Raw genomic sequence first — 16,192 nt, forward strand, 5'->3', positions numbered from 1 at the left:
CGGGAGATGACGTCGCGCGCGGACAAGCTCGGCCGGATCGTTTCGCTCGTGAAACTCCAGCTTCGGCTGTCCGAATGGCAGCTCGCGCAATTGCGGCAGCAGGAGCGCAGCCTGCAGGACGAGCAGGAATGGCTGGTCGGGGCCCTGAACGACGGCAGGCCGCCGGCGGGATCCTCCAGCGAATCGATCGCGCGGCGCTTGAACAGGACGAGCGTCGGCGCACGTGCGGTGCAGGCGCAGGCCGCACAGCAGCTCGACCAGGTTCGGGCGGAAAGCCGCCGCGTGAAGCAGCTCGAGGAGGTCGCGAAGGCGGCGCTCGCCGACAAGCTCCGTGATGCGGAGAAGCGCTCGCTCGAAGAGATGACGGGAATAAGCTCCGTCGTGCGCGCGTGGATGCCGCGGCCAGCCAAGGGGAACAAGACATGATCGTGACAGCAACCCCCGACCTCGTTCTCGATGTCCTCGAAGCCGCCGATCCCGCGACGCAGCGCGCGGCCACCGCGAAGCTCGACGCCTTGAAATCCTCCGATGCCGACTTCGCCGCCACGATGAACGCAGAGATCGGCAAGGCCGCGGCAGCCGTTGCCGACCAATCCGCGGCGAAGGCATCGGAAGCGCAGTCGGGTGCAGTGAACGGTCCGCCGGTGCAGGTGATCAAGGCGCCGGCATCCGGCGAAGTCTACCGGAAGTTCGAAGCCTTCATCCTCCAGACCTTCGTCGAGACGATGTTGCCGAAGGAGTCGGAGGAGGTCTTTGGCAACGGCACTGCCGGCGGTGTCTGGAAGTCGATGCTTGCAGAACAGCTTGGCAGCCAGCTGGCAAAGGGCACGGGCATCGGCATCGCCAAGCAGCTCGCCGCCGCACATCCTGGCGGACCGGACGCTGCGGGGAAGACCGGATCAGATTCGTGAACGGGTGAAAATTGAGGGGTGAATTTCCTATGCAGCTAGAAGAAAGCGCCGCGGCCGTTGCGCTGGACCAGGCGGTCGCGGAGACCGAGGTGATGACGACGGAAACGGCAGCAAGCGATGTGTTGCTGCCCGTCCTGCTGCCGTTCGCGGGTGGCGAAGCGATGGTCGATGCCGCGGATGCGGTGAGATCGGACGAGGTGCGCGGCCTGCTGGCCGCAATCCGCCGGCTCGCCGGTATCGTCGAGGAGGAGACAGTCGCACTCACGACTGGTCAGAAGATCGATTTCGACGACTTCAGCGCGCGGAAGAGCCGGAGCATGCTCGAATTCGTCCGCCTGATGCGGGCCCGAATGCACCTCGGCGGCGAAGTCGAGATCACGGAGGAGATTCAGCGGCTGCGTGAGAAGCTGGAGCGCAATCGCTCGATTCTCGAAATGCACTACGATGCGGTGCGGGAGGTCGCGAGCATCATCGTCAAGGCGGTCAGGGAAGCCGAGTCGGACGGCACCTATACCGGCCGCGCAGCGCAGGACGGAAAATGATCAGACTGTTGCTGGCCGGGCTCTGGGTATGCATCCTTACCGCGGGCACGAGCTATGCCGTCGCCTATTGGAAGGAGAACGGCAGCCTGCTGCCGGCGAAGGACGAATATCTCGACGGGCTGCAGTATCAGAAGACGCGGGCACTGAGCGTTCCCATGGTCGAGAACGGCAGCGTGCAGGGCTACATCGTCGCGCGCTTCGTCTACACGGTGGAGGGACGGACCCTGCACCAACTCGGCGTTCCGCCGGAGCCGTTCGTCGTCGACGAGGCCTTTCGCCGGATCTATGCCGACGAGCGTCTCGACTTCAGGAAGCTCGCCCGTTACGACCTCTCCATCCTGACGACGGCCATCAAGCAGCGCGTCAACGAGCGGATGCAGGCTGAAATCGTCCATGACGTTCTGGTCGAGGACTTCAACTACGTGTCCAGGGAAGAATTCCAGCAGAAGCCTTAGCTCAGGCTGTTGGGGCAGAGTTTCGGGGAGCCCAAAAGGGCACCTGAAGCCCGCACCCCGACGGTTGTGTCGCGAGCGCAAAGTCTTGTCCTGCCGTCTCTGTCGCTGAAAGTGCAACGGCCTCCGCGAAGCGCTCGCAGAGGCCGCCGGCAGCTTCGTCGCAGCTTCCTGCAGTGTCAGTTTCCGGCCGGATATGCCGCCGCGGCAGCATGCGCTCTGTTCAGGAGGATGCCGACCTCGTCGAGCTCCTGCACCGGCTCGTCAAGGACCTCGCCAGCGGGGATGTTGAGGCGGTATCCGACGTAACGCCGGGCCACGATCGCGTCGAAGCCGAGGCGGTCGCGGAGCTTCTTGCGCAGCTTGCTGACGTGGCTCTCGATCACGCTCTCGTCGAATGTGGACTCGAAGATGCCGTAGATCGCGTTGAAGATCTGCGTCTTGGTGATCCACTTGCCGTGGTTGGCAACCATATATTCGAGAATGCGCAGTTCGCGGCGGGGCAGGGTGAGGGCGTGGCCCGCGATCTCGGGGTCACGGCCGTTGAAGAAGACCTGGATCCTGCTCTCGCAGGGCCTCGGCAGCTCGCCCACCCGGCGGCGCGCGATCGCGGCCGTTCGGGCGAGGATCTCGCGCAGGTGTATCGGGACGTGCACGACGTCATCGACGCCCGATTCGAACAGCTCCAGCGTGTTCTTGAGCATCTTCTGGCCGCTCATGGCGATGATGGGAGCCGAGGAACGCTTGCGCATCGCTCGCGGCAGGCTTCCGCGGGCATCGCAATCCCCGAGGAGAAAGGCATCCACCGCCGCGAGATCCGATTCACTCGCAGATCGCAGCCAGTCCCAGAATTCCCCGGAGGAGAACCCGATGGACGACACGCCTTCGCGAACGAGCCCTCCAACGTAGCTGTTCGCGACGCTCTCGCGATCATCAACGATAATATACATCAGTCTTTCGCCCCTGTTTCGCACTTGTTGCGGCCGGTTGGTTGTTGTGATGCTCCGGCTCGGCAACGATGCTGTTTGACGACATTCCTTCCCGCGAACCGTTGTTATGGTGTCGATGTTCACGGGCAGCCCTACGCATTCAGTGCCTGCGTTCGCAGGCCTGCTACTTCGACTCGATACTGAACGCTTACGAGGTGAGGCTCGGCGGGGGTCCTACGGACCACCGCGCGGAGCGGATTGAGAAACGACCTAGAACAGTTGCGCCAAGTTGCTCATCGCGTCCTAACACCGCTGGACTGTGTCGATCTCCTCGCCAACTCGCGAGAATCACTTGAGTAGGACCGTAACAATTGCCGATTTCCGATCAAGCGTGCGTAGTAAAGCGATTGCTACGCGTGCTTGATGCTGTTGATTCGTTTCGGGTTGTTTCTTGGTGTGTTCAATCGCATCAGTTGATTTGTATGTTTAACTACTTTGCACCGTGGCGGGTCTAAGGTTCCGCATCCCCGCGGAATTACAGCCATTTTGAGTTCGCTGCGGGTCGTGCAGGTTGCGGGGTTTTCAACCCCGGATTGAGACCCGCGCCCGTCTTTCCACATGCGTCAATTCGACTCACGCGTGGCGAGAGGACTCAAGCTTGGCAAAATCTCGGCGAGTGTGTGTCTTTCGAGTCGCACTATCGCCATGTGCATGACGCGATGGCTCACGCGATGTCGCATCGCGCGAGATGAACGGCTTTCGTTGCGTACGTTTCAGGCAAGCTTCGGCAACTAACGTCGCCGTTCGACAGATCGAATTGAACGGAGCATTTTCACATGTTGTCCGATGGACAAGTTCGTCCAAGCGCGACCGCGGATGCTTCCGCGGCGGCGAAGCCAGCTTCGGAGACGCGCGAACCAAATAATGCGACGGGAGCGAGCAAGCCTGCTGCGAGCGCGAAGCGTGCATCGGCCGCGGCGAGCGACGAAGCCCTCGCGAAAGAGGCGCTCGAGGGGCTGAAGCGCATTCGGGCCAAAGCGCGCCTCGACAAGATGGCGATCCCGAAACCTCCGCCGGCCGTGATCAAGCCCGCCGTGATCGTGGCGAAGCCGCCGCCCCCCCGTCCGACATGGGTCGCGCCGCTCGCAACCCTGGCCGCCGCTGCCATGCTGGTGGTCTGCGCCTGCACCGGCGTGATCGCCTATCTCACCACGCAGCCCGCTCAGAACAACGCTGTGGCCAATGCCGAAATCAGGAACCTGCGAGAGACCGTCGCGCAACTGCGCAAGCAGGTGTCGGGTGTGTCGGAAAATCTCGACGGGTTGCGCACGGCCGTCGATCAATCGAGCAAGGTGACGAATGATCGCTTCGGCAGGTTTGCCGAGAACCTGGATCGGATCGAGCGGGTGAGCTCGTCCTCGACCGCCAAGCTCGACAAGCTCGCTCAGGTGCAGGCCCAGGTCCAGGCGCCGGCAATGGTGCAATCGCAGCCGGCGTCACAGCAAGGGCCGATGATGGCCTCTGTTGCAGCGCCCGAATTCACGGGCTCGGTGCCTGCGCCCGAGCGTATGTCGGCGCCGCGCAAGACCATCAAGGGCTGGTCGGTGCGACAAGCCTATGAAGGGATTGCGATCCTACAAGGCCCGAACGGCGTCGTCGAGGCCGTGCTGGGGCAACAGGTGCCGGGCCTTGGCCGCATCGAAGAGATCAGGAATGAGAACGGGCGCCTGGTGGTAGAAGCCAGCGGCGGCGTCATCTATTCGTCACGCAACGCAACGCCTTGATCGTGCCGCCTTCTATTGACGGTGATGCTCGAAGCTGGTGCATAGCAGATCGACCTCCGCCTCCGCGATCGCTGCACGAAACAGGCGGCAGCTGAACTCGACGGTCGTTTTGCCGTCCGTGGTGGTGCGATCTTCCCGCAGGAAGATGCATCGCTTGCAAACGTCGGTGTGGTGCCGCTGCTCGGCGGCATCCGACTGATCCAGCACGTGCCGGAAGGTGTCGCGGAAACGGATCTTGACCTCGTCGTCGAGGACGGCAATCGCCTCGACGAGGACGTTGACGGGGTCGCGCACCAGGAACTTCTTGCCCTGCTGCGTGACGCTCAACATCACCGAGCGCTTGTCCGTGGCTGAGCGCTTTCGTTCCAGGTAACCGAGCCGCTCGAGCTCGCCGATGATGAACGAGGCGGTGCCGCGCGTGGTGCCGACGTAGCTCGCCAGCGCCGACGGTGTTCGGGAAAACCGGTTGGCCCGGGAGAGGAAGCGCAGCGCCATCCATTCGCGGTCGCGCAAGCCATGCTTGGTGCCTTCGAACCACAGAATGCGCGCGGCCTGCTCCAACAGTTCAATCGATTCGCGAGCCAAATTCATTTCAGTTCCAGATCGGATCAACGTTTAGTCAATTGAGCCTTGGGCAGCGCAATCTGAGTCGACGAGAGTGAAGCCCGCGGGCGCTCCGTCGTCCGTTATGGAGCGGCTGATCGCGCGTGGGGGGAAGCAGCCTGCCCGTTTCCGGAGAAGGAACTTTCCGGCCGTGGAACTAGGGCGTCACAAAGAAAGTTCGAGTAAATCGCGACGCCCGGATACTGCGAAAATTTCAATCAAATGACGGCGGCCGCAGGCCAATTGGCGAGGATGTGCGATGTGCGAGCAACATCATGTGTCATTGTCGCCACTGCAACTGCCATTTGTTGCGCCTGGGCGCTCCGAGTGCGCCGACAGGAGCATTCGCTACAACGGCTGGCGGCTTGGCCGGCCGGGAGAGAACCGTTTTCTTCGGTTAATGGATGTTGCGCTGCAATGCAGGTAGACCGTTAAATCCTGCACACACGATATCGGGAATGCCGGACGGCCATCGGAGCGCAGCTCCGTTCAACGTCACCATGCCGCATTGGCAGCTGCGATCGCCGGCATCCTCGCATTCGGCGACTTCACTGAGTGTAGCAGCGGCTTGCGTGATCGCGGGCCAGACGGCCTGGCGCGAAGTGAGCGTGCTCGCAGGCTGGTGACTTGCGTTTGGCCGGCAACTATTGGCGAATGCGCCGCTCCGGGGGAGCAATGAGCAGGAAGGGATAGACCGATGAGCTTCGAAACCTCCATGACATCAGACGTCGTCGGGCTGCCCAAGAGTGCCCCGGTGTCGCGCCGCGGATTCATGAGTGCCACCGCGGCCGTGGCAGCAGGCTATACGCTTGCGGCGGGTCCGGTCCGCGCCGAGGCGATTACGACCGACACCAGCGGCCTCCAGGCCGGCGATGCCAGGATCAAGGTCGGTTCCGAGGAGATGCCCGCCTATTTCGCCCGGCCGGCAGGCAACCCCAAGGCGCCGGTGATCATCGTGGCGATGGAGATTTTCGGCCTGCACGAATACATCAAGGACGTGACTCGGCGCCTCGCCAAGCTCGGCGCGTTCGCGGTCGCACCCGACTATTACTTCCGCAAGGGCACCGATCTGACCAAAGTCGCGGACATCAAGGACCTGCTGCCGATCGTCAATGCGAAGCCGGATGCCGAGCTGTTGTCCGATCTCGACGCGACGGCGGCATGGGCGGGATCGCAAGGCGGCGACACCACGAGGCTCGGCATCATCGGCTTCTGCCGGGGCGGCCGCACGGTCTGGGAATATGCCGCCCACAGCGGCACGCTCAAGGCGGGCGTGGCCTTCTATGGCACGTTGGTCGATCCTGCCAATCCGTTGTGGCCGAAGAGCCCGATGCAGCTTGCACCCGAGATGAAGGCGCCGGTGCTCGGTCTCTATGGCGGCGCCGATACCGGCATTCCCGTCGCCCAGGTCGAACAGATGAAGGCGGCGCTCGAGCAGAGCAAGAAGCCAGCCGACTTCAAGATCTACCCCGAAGCGCCGCACGGCTTCCATGCCGACTATCGCGGCAGCTATCGCAAGGAGGCCGCGGAAGATGCCTGGAAGCAGGCGCAGGCCTGGTTCAAGAAATACGGGGTCTTGAGCTGATGCATGGTTTCGAAGGGCGGCTCGGTCGGCCGCCCTTTTGATGTGGACGCAGCGATCTCACTTCACCATCGCACCGTAGACGATGTCCTGGACCTGCTCGCGGTAATATTTCCTGAGCTCTCCCGGAGCCGCCGTCCCCACCACAACTACGAGACGCTCCTTGGGATCGCAGAAGAACTGTGTTCCGTAGGCACCATTCCAGGTGAACTCGCCGGGATTACCGGGGACTGACGACAAGCCTTCGCTGGTCCGGACCGCCACCGAAAGGCCGAAGCCGAATCCGCCGCGATGCGGCTCGACATTGGCCACCTTGTTCTTGATCTCGGGGCCGAGGTGATTGGCCGTCATGTGGTGCACGGTCTTCGGACCGAGGATGCGCTGGCCGTCCAGCTCGCCTCCGTTGAGCAGCATCTGTCCGAAGCGGATGTAGTCGCCGACCGTCGCGAACGAGCAGGCGCCGCCACAATCGAACCTGGTCGGGGTGTCCAGGAGCTTGATGGCCTGCGGCTTGCCGGTCAGCGGATCGTTCGCGAACGGGCGGGCGAGGCGAGGGCGCTGCGCGTCGGTCGGGTGGAAGGTCGCGTCCTTCATGCCGAGCGGCTGCCAGACATTGGCAGCGAGATAGTCGCCGAGCTTCTGCTCGCTCACCTTCTCGACGACTGCGCCGAGCACGTCGATCGAAAAACCATACTCGAACTCGGTCGAGGGCTGATGCGCCAATGGCAATTTGGTGATGCGGTCGATGAAGGCCTGGGTGTCGCCTTCAATCGCCGGTGCAATGCCATCGGGATATTGTCGCGCGACCGGGCTCGATGAGTCCGGCCGGCCGCCATACATCAATCCCGACGTATGCCGGTACAGATCGTGGATGAAGATCGGCGAAGCCTGCGGCTCGAGCTTGAGCGAACCGTCAGCCTGGGGCACGCCGACCTTCATGTCGGCGAAGCCGGGGTAATAGTTTGACAGCTTGGCCTGGAGTGGCAACCGACCCTGCTCCATCAGCGTCAGGCCGGCCACCGCGGCCATCGGCTTGGTCATCGAGGCCAGCGCGAAGATCGCATCGACCGGCATCGGGGTGCCCTTGGCCGGATCGAGCTGGCCATAGGCCTTGTAGTGCACGAGCCTGCCGTCACGTGCGATGGCGACGACTGCGCCGGGCACGCGCTTGGCGGCAATCTCTCGCGCGAAGAAGTCGTCGAGACGGGTGAGACCCTGCTTGGAGAAGCCGACATCGTCAGGGTTGGCTTCGGGCAGCGGTGCGGCGCGCGCTGTACCGAGCGTGATGACGGCAGCCGCCGCCGCGATCATGGCGATCGTCTTGTTCATTGCATCCTCCCGAGATGCGAGCTCGTTGTGCGGTGGCTCGCGCGATGCCTAGATCACGACCGCACTGGAGCGAAGTCAAGCGCGCGGAGGGAATGTCTGGGAGGCGTCGACATGCCGGAACCCTATCGGCCTTCGCCCGCGCGCCACAGCGCGTCGAGGCCGTGCCGGTAGCTGGGGTAGGCCAGCGAAACGCCGAGCTCGCGCTTCACCTTGGCGTTGGAGATTCGGGCGCTGCTGGCATAGAAGCTGCGGGCCATCGCCGACATCTCGGCGGTGGCGAACGCCTCCTCGGGCGGCGGCGCCACGCCCATCAGCTTCGCCGCATAGGCGATCACGTCCTGCGGCGGCGCGGGTTCGTCGTCGCAGACGTTCCACGTGCCGCCGTGCGGGCAATGAAGCGCGGCCATGATCGCACTTGCGATGTCGTCGACGTGGATGCGGTTGAAGACCTGCCCCGGCTTGACGATGCGCCGGGCGCTTCCCGCGCGCAGCGTCGCCAGCGCGTTGCGGCCAGGCCCGTAGATGCCGGCAAGCCGCAGGATCGCGGCATCGCCGTGCGTCACGTCGGTCCAGGCCTGCTCCGCAGCAACTCGCATGCGCGTTCGCTCGAGCGTCGCTTGCGGCGGCGTGCTCTCGTCGACCCATCCGCCGGCGTGGTCGCCATAGACGCCAATGGTGGAGAGATAGACGACCTTGCGCCGGCCGTTCGCCAGCCCGTCGCCGAACGCCGCGAGCGCGGGATCCCCGGCGTTGCCGGGCGGGATCGAGACCAGCAGCACATCGGCATCGCGAACCTGTTGGGCCGTCTCGTGCGACGGACGGCCGCCGGAGAACGGATGCACCTCGAGGCCGGAGAGACCGTTCCGCTGCGCGGGGTCGCGCACAGTGCCGGCGACATGCGAGAAGCTCTCGCCATGCCTACGGACGAAGTGCCGGGCACTGTAGCCGAGGCCAAGGATGAAGAGCCGCATGCGTCTCCTGTGCAGGTCGGAGTTCCCGTTCGCGCCGCCGTGCGCCTCTCGCTCATAAGAGATTTTTGGGTCCGGCAAAAGATATTGCGATTTGTCTCGCCTGCCACTGCGGGCAATGCTCGCACGGAACAGGTAGCTCAGGGAGGATTCGTTGGCGATGGAGTCGATCATGCAGGCGGAAGCGCCCGCGGCGGCGCGATGCGATGCCAACGAGCTGATCCGGCGCGCGGCGGCGCTGATCTTCGACGTCGACGGCACCCTGGCGGAGACCGAGGAACTGCACCGCCAGGCCTTCAACCTTGCCTTCGCCCGCCGAGGTCTCGACTGGCATTGGGACCGCACCGTCTACAAGCAGCTGTTGCGAGTGACGGGCGGCAAGGAGCGCATGCGCGCCTACCACGCAAGGCTGGGGATGGCTCCACCATTCTCGGACTTGGACATTGCAGAACTCCACCGCATCAAGACCACGCATTATGCCGAACTGGTCGAGACCGGCTGCTGCCCCTTGCGGCCGGGCGTGACGGATCTGCTCACTGCGGCCCGGGCGCGCGGCCAGCGGCTGGCAATTGCGACCACCACCTCGCACGGCAATATCGATGCGCTGCTCTCGCAGGCGCTGGGCGAGCGCTGGGCCGGGGATTTCGACGCGATCGTCGCCGGCGATGACGTGCGGCACAAGAAGCCTGCGCCGGACGTCTATCTCGAGATCCTGGCGCGGCTGAAGCTGCGCGCGTCGGACTGCGTCGCGATTGAGGATTCCGCCAACGGCCTGGTTGCGGCCTCGCGCGCCGGCATCCCCGTTCTGATCACGCGCAGCATGTTCTTTGGAGACGATGACTTCACCGAGGCGCTCGTCGTGCTGGACGATCTGTCGGAACTCGGGGCCGCCAAACAAAAAACTGAAAAACAACCCCATGCACAGTAGATCACGCTCGCGTGATCGCTACGTTCAGTGGACGCGGTGACTCGCTCTATCGTCCTCAACCTGTTCGACAATTTGCGCGATCGGGCTGGACTGATGGTGCACCAGGCGCCAGTCGTCGCCGACGCGGCGAAAATGGTTCGCGGCGGCCAAAGCGGTGCCGTCGACGATCTCGATGCAGAGCACGCGCGCGCTGTCGCCGTCGACGATTACCTGCGGCTCGGCGCAGACGATCTGCGGCCGCTCCGGGTTTTGCAGGATGTCGCGCCAGCTTCCTATCACGGTGGCGCGCCCGATGATGGCTGGCCAGCCGGGATGAATGCAGGAAATGGCGTCGTCATCCGCCCACATCCGCTCCATGCCGGCAAAGTCGCCCGCTGAGAACGCGGCGTAAAAGGCCGCGTTGGCGGCGATGACTTTGATGTCATTTCCCATCGCTCTCGGGTGACGCAAGGACAGGCAAAAATCAAGCGCGACTTCCGTCGATTTTGGCCGCAGTGCAGCATTCAAATTCGCGCCCGCTCTGTCGGCTATCCCGCGAGGTCCGGCAGGAGGCAGGTGGGGAAGACAAATCATCCGATCGCAAAGTCGGCTGCCGTCTCGGCGTGAATGGCCGTCGTGTCGAACGTCTCGACCGAGGTGTCGTCCTGGCCGACCAGCATCGTGATCTCGGTGCAGCCGAGGATCATGCACTCGGCGCCGCGCGCGACGAGCGCTGCCATCACCTCCTGGTAGCGACGGCGCGAGGGAGCGGCGACGTTCCCGGGCACAGCTCGTCGTAGATGATGCGATTCACGTCGGCACGCTCGTCGGCCGGAGGGATCAGGACGTCGAGATCACGGGCGCGCAACCGGTCGATGTAGAAATCCTGCTCCATCGTGAACTTGGTGCCGAGCAGCCCGACCCGCCGGTATCCCCTGGCCCGAATCCGCTGCGACGTCGCGTCGCCGATGTCGATGAACGGAACGGTCACGCTGGCCGTGATCTCGGGCGCCAATTTGTGCATCGTGTTCGTGCAGAGCACGATGGCACGCGCCCCCGCTTTCGAGCCGCCGTGCGACTTCCGCCAGGCTGGTCGCCGCCTCCTGCCAGCGGCCGGCGTACTGCATCTGTTTGATCTCCTCGAAATCGTAGGAATACATCAAGAGCGGTGCCGAATGCAGCTTGCCCATGCGGTGGCGGACCCGCTCGTTGATCAGCTTGTAATAGAGCGCGGTGCTCTCCCAGCTCATGCCCCCGATCAGGCCGATGGTTTGCATGCAAGTGCTCCAGCAGTAATTCAATCGGATCGTAGACGAAGACGCCGAAGCCCGGTAGCCGTCCCTTGATTGCGGCGCCTTCGTTGTGTCATTGTTCCCCCGCGCCGATTTGATCCTCAGCTTGCGGGCGCTTCTACAAATGCAGCTAAAGAGAACCCAGCCCTGCATCGTCCCGCATTGCGTGAATCGTCGGCTATCTCGACTGGAAGGGCCAGATGAAGTTTGCTGCGATCGCGGATGTGCACGGGAATCGTCCGGCGCTGGATGCAGTCCTTGCGGACATTGCCGCGCTCGGTATCGACGACGTCGTGAATCTCGGAGACCACGTCAGCGGACCGCTCGAGGCGGCAAGAACTGCAGACCTGCTCATCGAGCGGGGCTTTCCCTCGGTGCGGGGCGATCAGGACCGAATCCTCCTGGAGCTCCGGCAGGCGGGCACTTCGGCGCGCAGTGATTTCCAGCAACTTGCGCGCAAGCATTTCGACTGGCTGGCAAGCATGCCACCCACGCTGATGTACAGAGACCGGGTATTCCTGTGCCATGCGTCACCCAGGAACGATGCCGCCTTCTGGCTCGATCATATAGCCGGTGACGGCGGCGTGCGCGCCAGTCCGATCGAGGCGATCGAGTCCGAAGCCGAGGGGATCGCTGCCCAAATCATCCTGTGCGGGCACACTCATATTCCGAGGGTCGTTCGTCTGAGGGATGGACGGCTGGTCGTAAATCCCGGCAGCGTCGGGCTGCCTGGTTACGACGGAAAGTTGCCTGTGCCCTACGTGGTTGAGGTCGGCACGCCCCACGCGTGCTACGCCATATTGGAGCATGCCGGAGGAGGCTGGTCCGCGACGATCCGCTATGTGCCCTACGATAGCGCGGCCATGGCCGCGCTGGCGCGCAGCAAGGGCATGCTCACCTGGGCGAGCGCGATTGCAACCGGTTGGGTTCGGCCGGAGCGCCATTAGGCCGGCACTGGTCAGAACCGCATCCCCTGGTTCGCGCTGACGCCACGGAGCTCCAAGCCCTCCGGTATCTGTTCGCGAGTCTGTTCAAGCGGCCGCGGCAGGGGCGGTCGTGCAAACGGCAAGGACCGGCATGCCGCCTGCGCAGGCTGCGAAAAGCCTTTCGATCTTGCGCGTGCTGTCGGCCTGTCCTACGCCACGTCCGAACGAAATTCTTGCGAGGCGGTGAGGGGCATCGCCAAAGCCTTGAGGGAGCCGACATGACCATTCGCAACACCCGCACCGGGGGCCAGATCCTGATCGATCAGCTCGTCGCCCAAGGCGTCGAGCGCGTCACCTGCGTGCCGGGCGAGAGCTATCTGGCGGCGCTCGATGCGCTGCATGACAGCCCGATCGACGTCGTGATCTGTCGCGCCGAAGGTGGCGCGGCGATGATGGCGGAGGCCTATGGCAAGCTCACGGGGCGGCCTGGTGTCTGCTTCGTCACCCGCGGCCCCGGCGCGACCAATGCCAGCCACGGCGTCCATATCGCGATGCAGGATTCGACGCCGATGATCCTGTTCGTCGGCCAGGTCGACACCGGCATGCGCGAGCGCGAGGCCTTCCAGGAGCTCGACTACAAGGCGGTGTTCGGCTCCATGGCGAAATGGGCCGTCGAGATCGACCGCCCCGACCGCATTCCGGAGCTGGTCGCGCGCGCCTTCCGCGTCGCCATGCAGGGCCGCCCGGGCCCGGTGGTGATCGCGCTCCCGGAGAACATGCTGACCGAGACCGCCGCCGTTGCCGATGCCATGCGCATCGAGCCCGCCGTGAGCTGGCCGGCGCCTGCCGATATCGAACGCGTCGGTGCGATGCTTGCGAGCGCCAAGGCGCCGCTCGTCATTCTCGGCGGTTCGCGCTGGACGGATGAGGCGACCAAGAGCATTGCGCGCTTTGCCGAGCGGTTCGACCTGCCGGTCGCGACCTCGTTCCGCAGGGCGGCATTGATCGATGCCGACCATTCGCACTATGCCGGCGATCTCGGCATCGGGCCGAGCCCGGGCCTGAAGGCGCGCATCGAGGGCGCCGATGTCATTCTGCTCATCGGCGGCCGCATGTCGGAGATGCCGTCTTCGTCCTATACGCTATTCGACATTCCGACCCCGCAGCAAAAGCTGATCCATGTGCATCCGGGCTCGGAAGAGCTCGGCCGCGTCTATCAGCCGGCGCTTGCGATCCAGGCGACGCCCGCCGCCTTCGCCGCCGCCGTCGAGAAGCTGAAGCCCGCCGGCGCGGTGGCCTGGAAGGGCGAGGCCGCCAAGGCACATGCTGATTATCTCGCCTGGACCGAGAAGGCGCGCGAGCTGCCGGGCTCGTTCCAGTACGGCCAGGTGATGACCTGGCTGCGCGACCGCCTACCGAAGGACGCTATCGTCTGCAACGGAGCCGGCAACTATGCCGGCTGGATTCATCGCCATCACCGTTACCACAGCTTTGCGGCCCAGCTCGCGCCGACTTCGGGCTCGATGGGCTATGGCGTGCCGGCGGGCGTGCTCGCCAAACGGCAATATCCGGATCGCCTCGTCGTCGCCTTCGCCGGCGACGGCTGCTTCCTGATGAACGGCCAGGAATTCGCGACCGCCGTGCAGTATGACGCGCCGCTGATCGTCATCATCATCGACAATTCGCAATACGGCACCATCCGCATGCACCAGGAGCGCGACTATCCCAGCCGTGTCGTCGGCACCCAGCTCAAGAATCCGGACTTCGCGATGTACGCGAAAGCGTTCGGTGGTCATGGTGAGCGCGTCGAGCGCACCGAAGAGTTCGCGCCGGCGTTCGAGCGCGCGCTGGCCTCGGGCAAGCCGGCGATCCTCCACTGCATCATCGATCCGCGCGCGATCTCGGTCGGCAAGGACTTCGTCCCTGCGGTGAAGGCCTAGGCAATGGCGGCCAGCCGCCACGTCGCCATCATCGGGGCCGGCGCAGTCGGTGTGATCAGCGCCATCGAGGCGCTGCGCGAGGGACATCGCGTGACGCTGATCGACCCGGGCGAACCCGGCGGCGAACAGGCAGCGAGCTACGGCAATGCCGGCTGGCTGTCGTCGCATTCGGTGATCCCGCCGGCCGAGCCGGGCATCTGGAAGAAGGTGCCGGGATATCTCTTGGACCCGCTCGGTCCGCTCGCGATCCGCTGGTCTTATCTGCCGAAGGCGTTGCCCTGGCTGATCAAGTATCTGCTCGCGGGCTGGACCGCGGCGCGCGTCGAGACGACGGCATTTGCGCTGCGCGATCTGCTCAAGGACGCACCGCTTCTGCACAAGAAGCTCGCCGAAGAGGCCGGCGTGCCCGAAGTGATCGAGCGCAACGGCGTGATGCATGTCTTCACCTCGCGCGGCAATTTCGACAATGACCTCGGCTGGCGCCTGCGCAGGAAGGTCGGCGTCGAATGGCTGGAGCTCAACGCCGATGAGATGCGCCAGCGCGAGCCCGATCTGCATTCGCGCTACACATTCGGCGTGGTGGTGGAGGAGGCCGGCCGCTGCCGCGATCCCGGCGCCTATGTCGCAGCGCTCGCCAATCACGCGCTCGCCAGCGGTGCCAGGCACGTGCGAGCGAAGGCGACGGGGCTCAAGCTCTCCGGCGACAAGCTCGTCGCCGTCCTCACCGAGACCGGCGAGATCGCCTGCGATGCCGCGGTGGTCGCCGCCGGCGCGAGGTCGAAGCAGCTCAGCGCGTCGGTCGGCGATCCCCTGCCGCTCGAGACCGAGCGCGGCTATCACGTCGTGATCGAGAACCCGGAGTCCGGCCCGCGCAGCTCGATGATGGCATCCGACGCCAAGATGGTGGTAAACTGGACCGACAAGGGTCTGCGCGCCGCCGGCACGGTAGAGATCGCCGGCTTGGAGGCCGCGCCGAACTGGAAGCGCGCGGAGATCCTGCGCAACCACCTCCTCAGCATGTTCCCGAAGCTGCCGAAGGACATTCCGGCCTCCCGCGTCAAGACCTGGTTTGGCCATCGTCCGAGCATGCCGGACGGACGCCCCTGCATCGGCTACGCGCGCGCCTCGCGCGACATCGTCTATGCCTTCGGCCACGGTCATGTCGGCCTGGTCGGATCGGCCCGCACCGGCCGTCTCGTCGCCCAGCTCCTGAGCGGCAGGCAGCCTGAGATTCCGCTCAGCCCCTTCGCGCCCGATCGCTTCCTGTGAGATCTGCACCATGACCGCTTCAGCGAATCCGTCCTCCCGCATCGCTCGTGGCGGCAAGGCCATCTACGGCGCACCGCTGGGCATCCTGATGCTCGAGGCGCGCTTCCCCCGCATTCCCGGCGACATGGGCAACGGCACCACCTGGCCGTTCCCCGTGCTCTATCGCGTGGTGAGTGGGGCTTCGCCGGAAAAGGTGGTGCTGAAAGGCGCGGCCGGCCTGCTGCCCGACTTCATCGATGCAGCCAAGGATCTGGTGCGGCTAGGCGCCGAAGCCATCACCACCAATTGCGGCTTCCTCTCGCTGTTCCAGAAAGAGATCGCGGCGGCCGTCGGCGTTCCCGTTGCGACCTCGTCGCTGATGCAGGTGCCCTGGGTGCAGGCGACCTTGCCGCCGGGCAAGCGCGTCGGCCTCGTCACAGTGTCGGGCTCGACCTTGACGCCGGCCCATCTCGAAGGCGCCGGCGTGCCGCTTGATACGCCGCTGGTCGGCACCGAGAACGGCAAGGAGTTTTTCCGCGTCCTGATCAAGGCCGAGAAGGACGACATGGACGTTGCGCAAGCCGAACGCGACGTGGTCGAGGCCGGCAAGGCGCTGGTCGCTGGACATCCCGATGTCGGCGCCATCGTGCTCGAATGCACCAACATGCCGCCTTATGCCGCAGCGCTTCAGGCCGAAGTCGGGCTGCCGGTCTACGACATCTATTCCATGATCACCTGGTTTCACGCCGGACTGCGCCCGCGCGTCTTTGCGTGAACGC

General features: G+C 64.6%; 16 protein-coding genes and 1 pseudogene. 11 read left to right on the plus strand and 6 right to left on the minus strand.

Translation table 11 applies throughout. The annotated features are described in order from the left end of the window. The first annotated feature begins 6 nt into the window (after window positions 1-6). The 4 genes from ACYCVF_RS00900 to ACYCVF_RS00915 are packed head-to-tail and all read left to right on the plus strand — an operon-like array spanning window position 7 to window position 1,908. Window positions 7-426, plus strand: coding sequence for a hypothetical protein (locus ACYCVF_RS00900; protein ID WP_459596643.1), 420 nt, complete (start codon window positions 7-9; stop codon window positions 424-426). Further along, complete coding sequence (locus ACYCVF_RS00905; RefSeq protein ID WP_459596644.1) at window positions 423-911, plus strand: rod-binding protein; 489 nt, start codon at window positions 423-425, stop codon at window positions 909-911. Before ACYCVF_RS00900 ends, ACYCVF_RS00905 begins: the two co-directional genes overlap by 4 nt. 29 nt (window positions 912-940) lie before the next feature. Further along, a complete protein-coding gene (locus ACYCVF_RS00910) occupies window positions 941-1,453 on the plus strand; it encodes a flagellar biosynthesis protein FlgN (protein ID WP_459596645.1) in 513 nt (170 codons plus the stop codon). Further along, on the plus strand, window positions 1,450-1,908 hold the full coding sequence (locus ACYCVF_RS00915) for a hypothetical protein (RefSeq protein WP_459596646.1): 459 nt from the start codon (window positions 1,450-1,452) through the stop codon (window positions 1,906-1,908). The genes ACYCVF_RS00910 and ACYCVF_RS00915 overlap by 4 nt, the downstream gene beginning before the upstream one ends. Before the next feature lie 176 nt (window positions 1,909-2,084). Here ACYCVF_RS00915 and ACYCVF_RS00920 read toward each other — a convergent pair whose 3' ends face one another. Continuing rightward, entirely contained in the window at window positions 2,085-2,855 is a 771-nt protein-coding gene (locus tag ACYCVF_RS00920; RefSeq protein WP_459596647.1) for a response regulator transcription factor, read from the minus strand. 815 nt (window positions 2,856-3,670) lie between these two features. Between ACYCVF_RS00920 and ACYCVF_RS00925 the strand changes: the two genes are divergently transcribed. After that, a complete protein-coding gene (locus ACYCVF_RS00925) occupies window positions 3,671-4,618 on the plus strand; it encodes a hypothetical protein (RefSeq protein WP_459596648.1) in 948 nt (315 codons plus the stop codon). A gap of 12 nt (window positions 4,619-4,630) precedes the next feature. Here the strand turns inward: ACYCVF_RS00925 and ACYCVF_RS00930 are convergent, their stop codons facing one another. Beyond that, window positions 4,631-5,209 carry a MarR family winged helix-turn-helix transcriptional regulator gene (locus ACYCVF_RS00930; RefSeq protein ID WP_459596649.1) on the minus strand — a complete coding sequence of 193 codons (579 nt, stop codon included), beginning with the start codon at window positions 5,207-5,209 and terminating at the stop codon, window positions 4,631-4,633. Window positions 5,210-5,918: 709 nt separating this feature from the next. On the opposite strand from ACYCVF_RS00930, the gene ACYCVF_RS00935 reads away from it, so the two are divergent. Beyond that, on the plus strand, window positions 5,919-6,806 hold the full coding sequence (locus tag ACYCVF_RS00935) for a dienelactone hydrolase family protein (RefSeq protein WP_459596650.1): 888 nt from the start codon (window positions 5,919-5,921) through the stop codon (window positions 6,804-6,806). Between the two features lie 57 nt (window positions 6,807-6,863). Here the strand turns inward: ACYCVF_RS00935 and ACYCVF_RS00940 are convergent, their stop codons facing one another. Together ACYCVF_RS00940 and ACYCVF_RS00945 are read right to left on the minus strand one after the other, a co-directional pair. Then, window positions 6,864-8,132 carry a serine hydrolase domain-containing protein gene (locus ACYCVF_RS00940; protein ID WP_459606493.1) on the minus strand — a complete coding sequence of 423 codons (1,269 nt, stop codon included), beginning with the start codon at window positions 8,130-8,132 and terminating at the stop codon, window positions 6,864-6,866. Window positions 8,133-8,254: 122 nt separating this feature from the next. Beyond that, the gene (locus ACYCVF_RS00945) at window positions 8,255-9,103 is read right to left on the minus strand and encodes an SDR family oxidoreductase (RefSeq protein ID WP_459606492.1); all 849 of its coding nucleotides are present in this window, start codon (window positions 9,101-9,103) and stop codon (window positions 8,255-8,257) included. Window positions 9,104-9,272: 169 nt separating this feature from the next. On the opposite strand from ACYCVF_RS00945, the gene ACYCVF_RS00950 reads away from it, so the two are divergent. Beyond that, the gene (locus ACYCVF_RS00950) at window positions 9,273-10,028 is read left to right on the plus strand and encodes an HAD family hydrolase (protein WP_459597937.1); all 756 of its coding nucleotides are present in this window, start codon (window positions 9,273-9,275) and stop codon (window positions 10,026-10,028) included. 24 nt (window positions 10,029-10,052) lie between these two features. On the opposite strand, the gene ACYCVF_RS00955 is transcribed toward ACYCVF_RS00950, so the two are convergent. Together ACYCVF_RS00955 and ACYCVF_RS00960 are read right to left on the minus strand one after the other, a co-directional pair. After that, the gene (locus ACYCVF_RS00955; protein ID WP_459597939.1) at window positions 10,053-10,460 is read right to left on the minus strand and encodes a nuclear transport factor 2 family protein; all 408 of its coding nucleotides are present in this window, start codon (window positions 10,458-10,460) and stop codon (window positions 10,053-10,055) included. Between the two features lie 137 nt (window positions 10,461-10,597). Next, window positions 10,598-11,284, minus strand: a pseudogene (locus ACYCVF_RS00960) (aspartate/glutamate racemase family protein). A 215-nt stretch (window positions 11,285-11,499) separates the two neighbouring features. On the opposite strand from ACYCVF_RS00960, the gene ACYCVF_RS00965 reads away from it, so the two are divergent. The 4 genes from ACYCVF_RS00965 to ACYCVF_RS00980 all read left to right on the plus strand — a co-directional run bounded on the left by ACYCVF_RS00965 (window position 11,500) and on the right by ACYCVF_RS00980 (window position 16,188). Further along, the gene (locus tag ACYCVF_RS00965) at window positions 11,500-12,246 is read left to right on the plus strand and encodes a metallophosphoesterase family protein (protein WP_459596653.1); all 747 of its coding nucleotides are present in this window, start codon (window positions 11,500-11,502) and stop codon (window positions 12,244-12,246) included. Window positions 12,247-12,503: 257 nt separating this feature from the next. Then, window positions 12,504-14,165, plus strand: a complete 1,662-nt coding sequence (locus tag ACYCVF_RS00970) for a thiamine pyrophosphate-binding protein (protein WP_459596654.1) — start codon at window positions 12,504-12,506, stop codon at window positions 14,163-14,165. 3 nt (window positions 14,166-14,168) lie between these two features. Further along, on the plus strand, window positions 14,169-15,434 hold the full coding sequence (locus ACYCVF_RS00975) for an NAD(P)/FAD-dependent oxidoreductase (protein WP_459596655.1): 1,266 nt from the start codon (window positions 14,169-14,171) through the stop codon (window positions 15,432-15,434). A 10-nt stretch (window positions 15,435-15,444) separates the two neighbouring features. Beyond that, complete coding sequence (locus tag ACYCVF_RS00980; protein WP_459596656.1) at window positions 15,445-16,188, plus strand: aspartate/glutamate racemase family protein; 744 nt, start codon at window positions 15,445-15,447, stop codon at window positions 16,186-16,188. Window positions 16,189-16,192 lie beyond the last annotated feature (4 nt).

The organism is Bradyrhizobium cedriense (assembly GCF_054602315.1).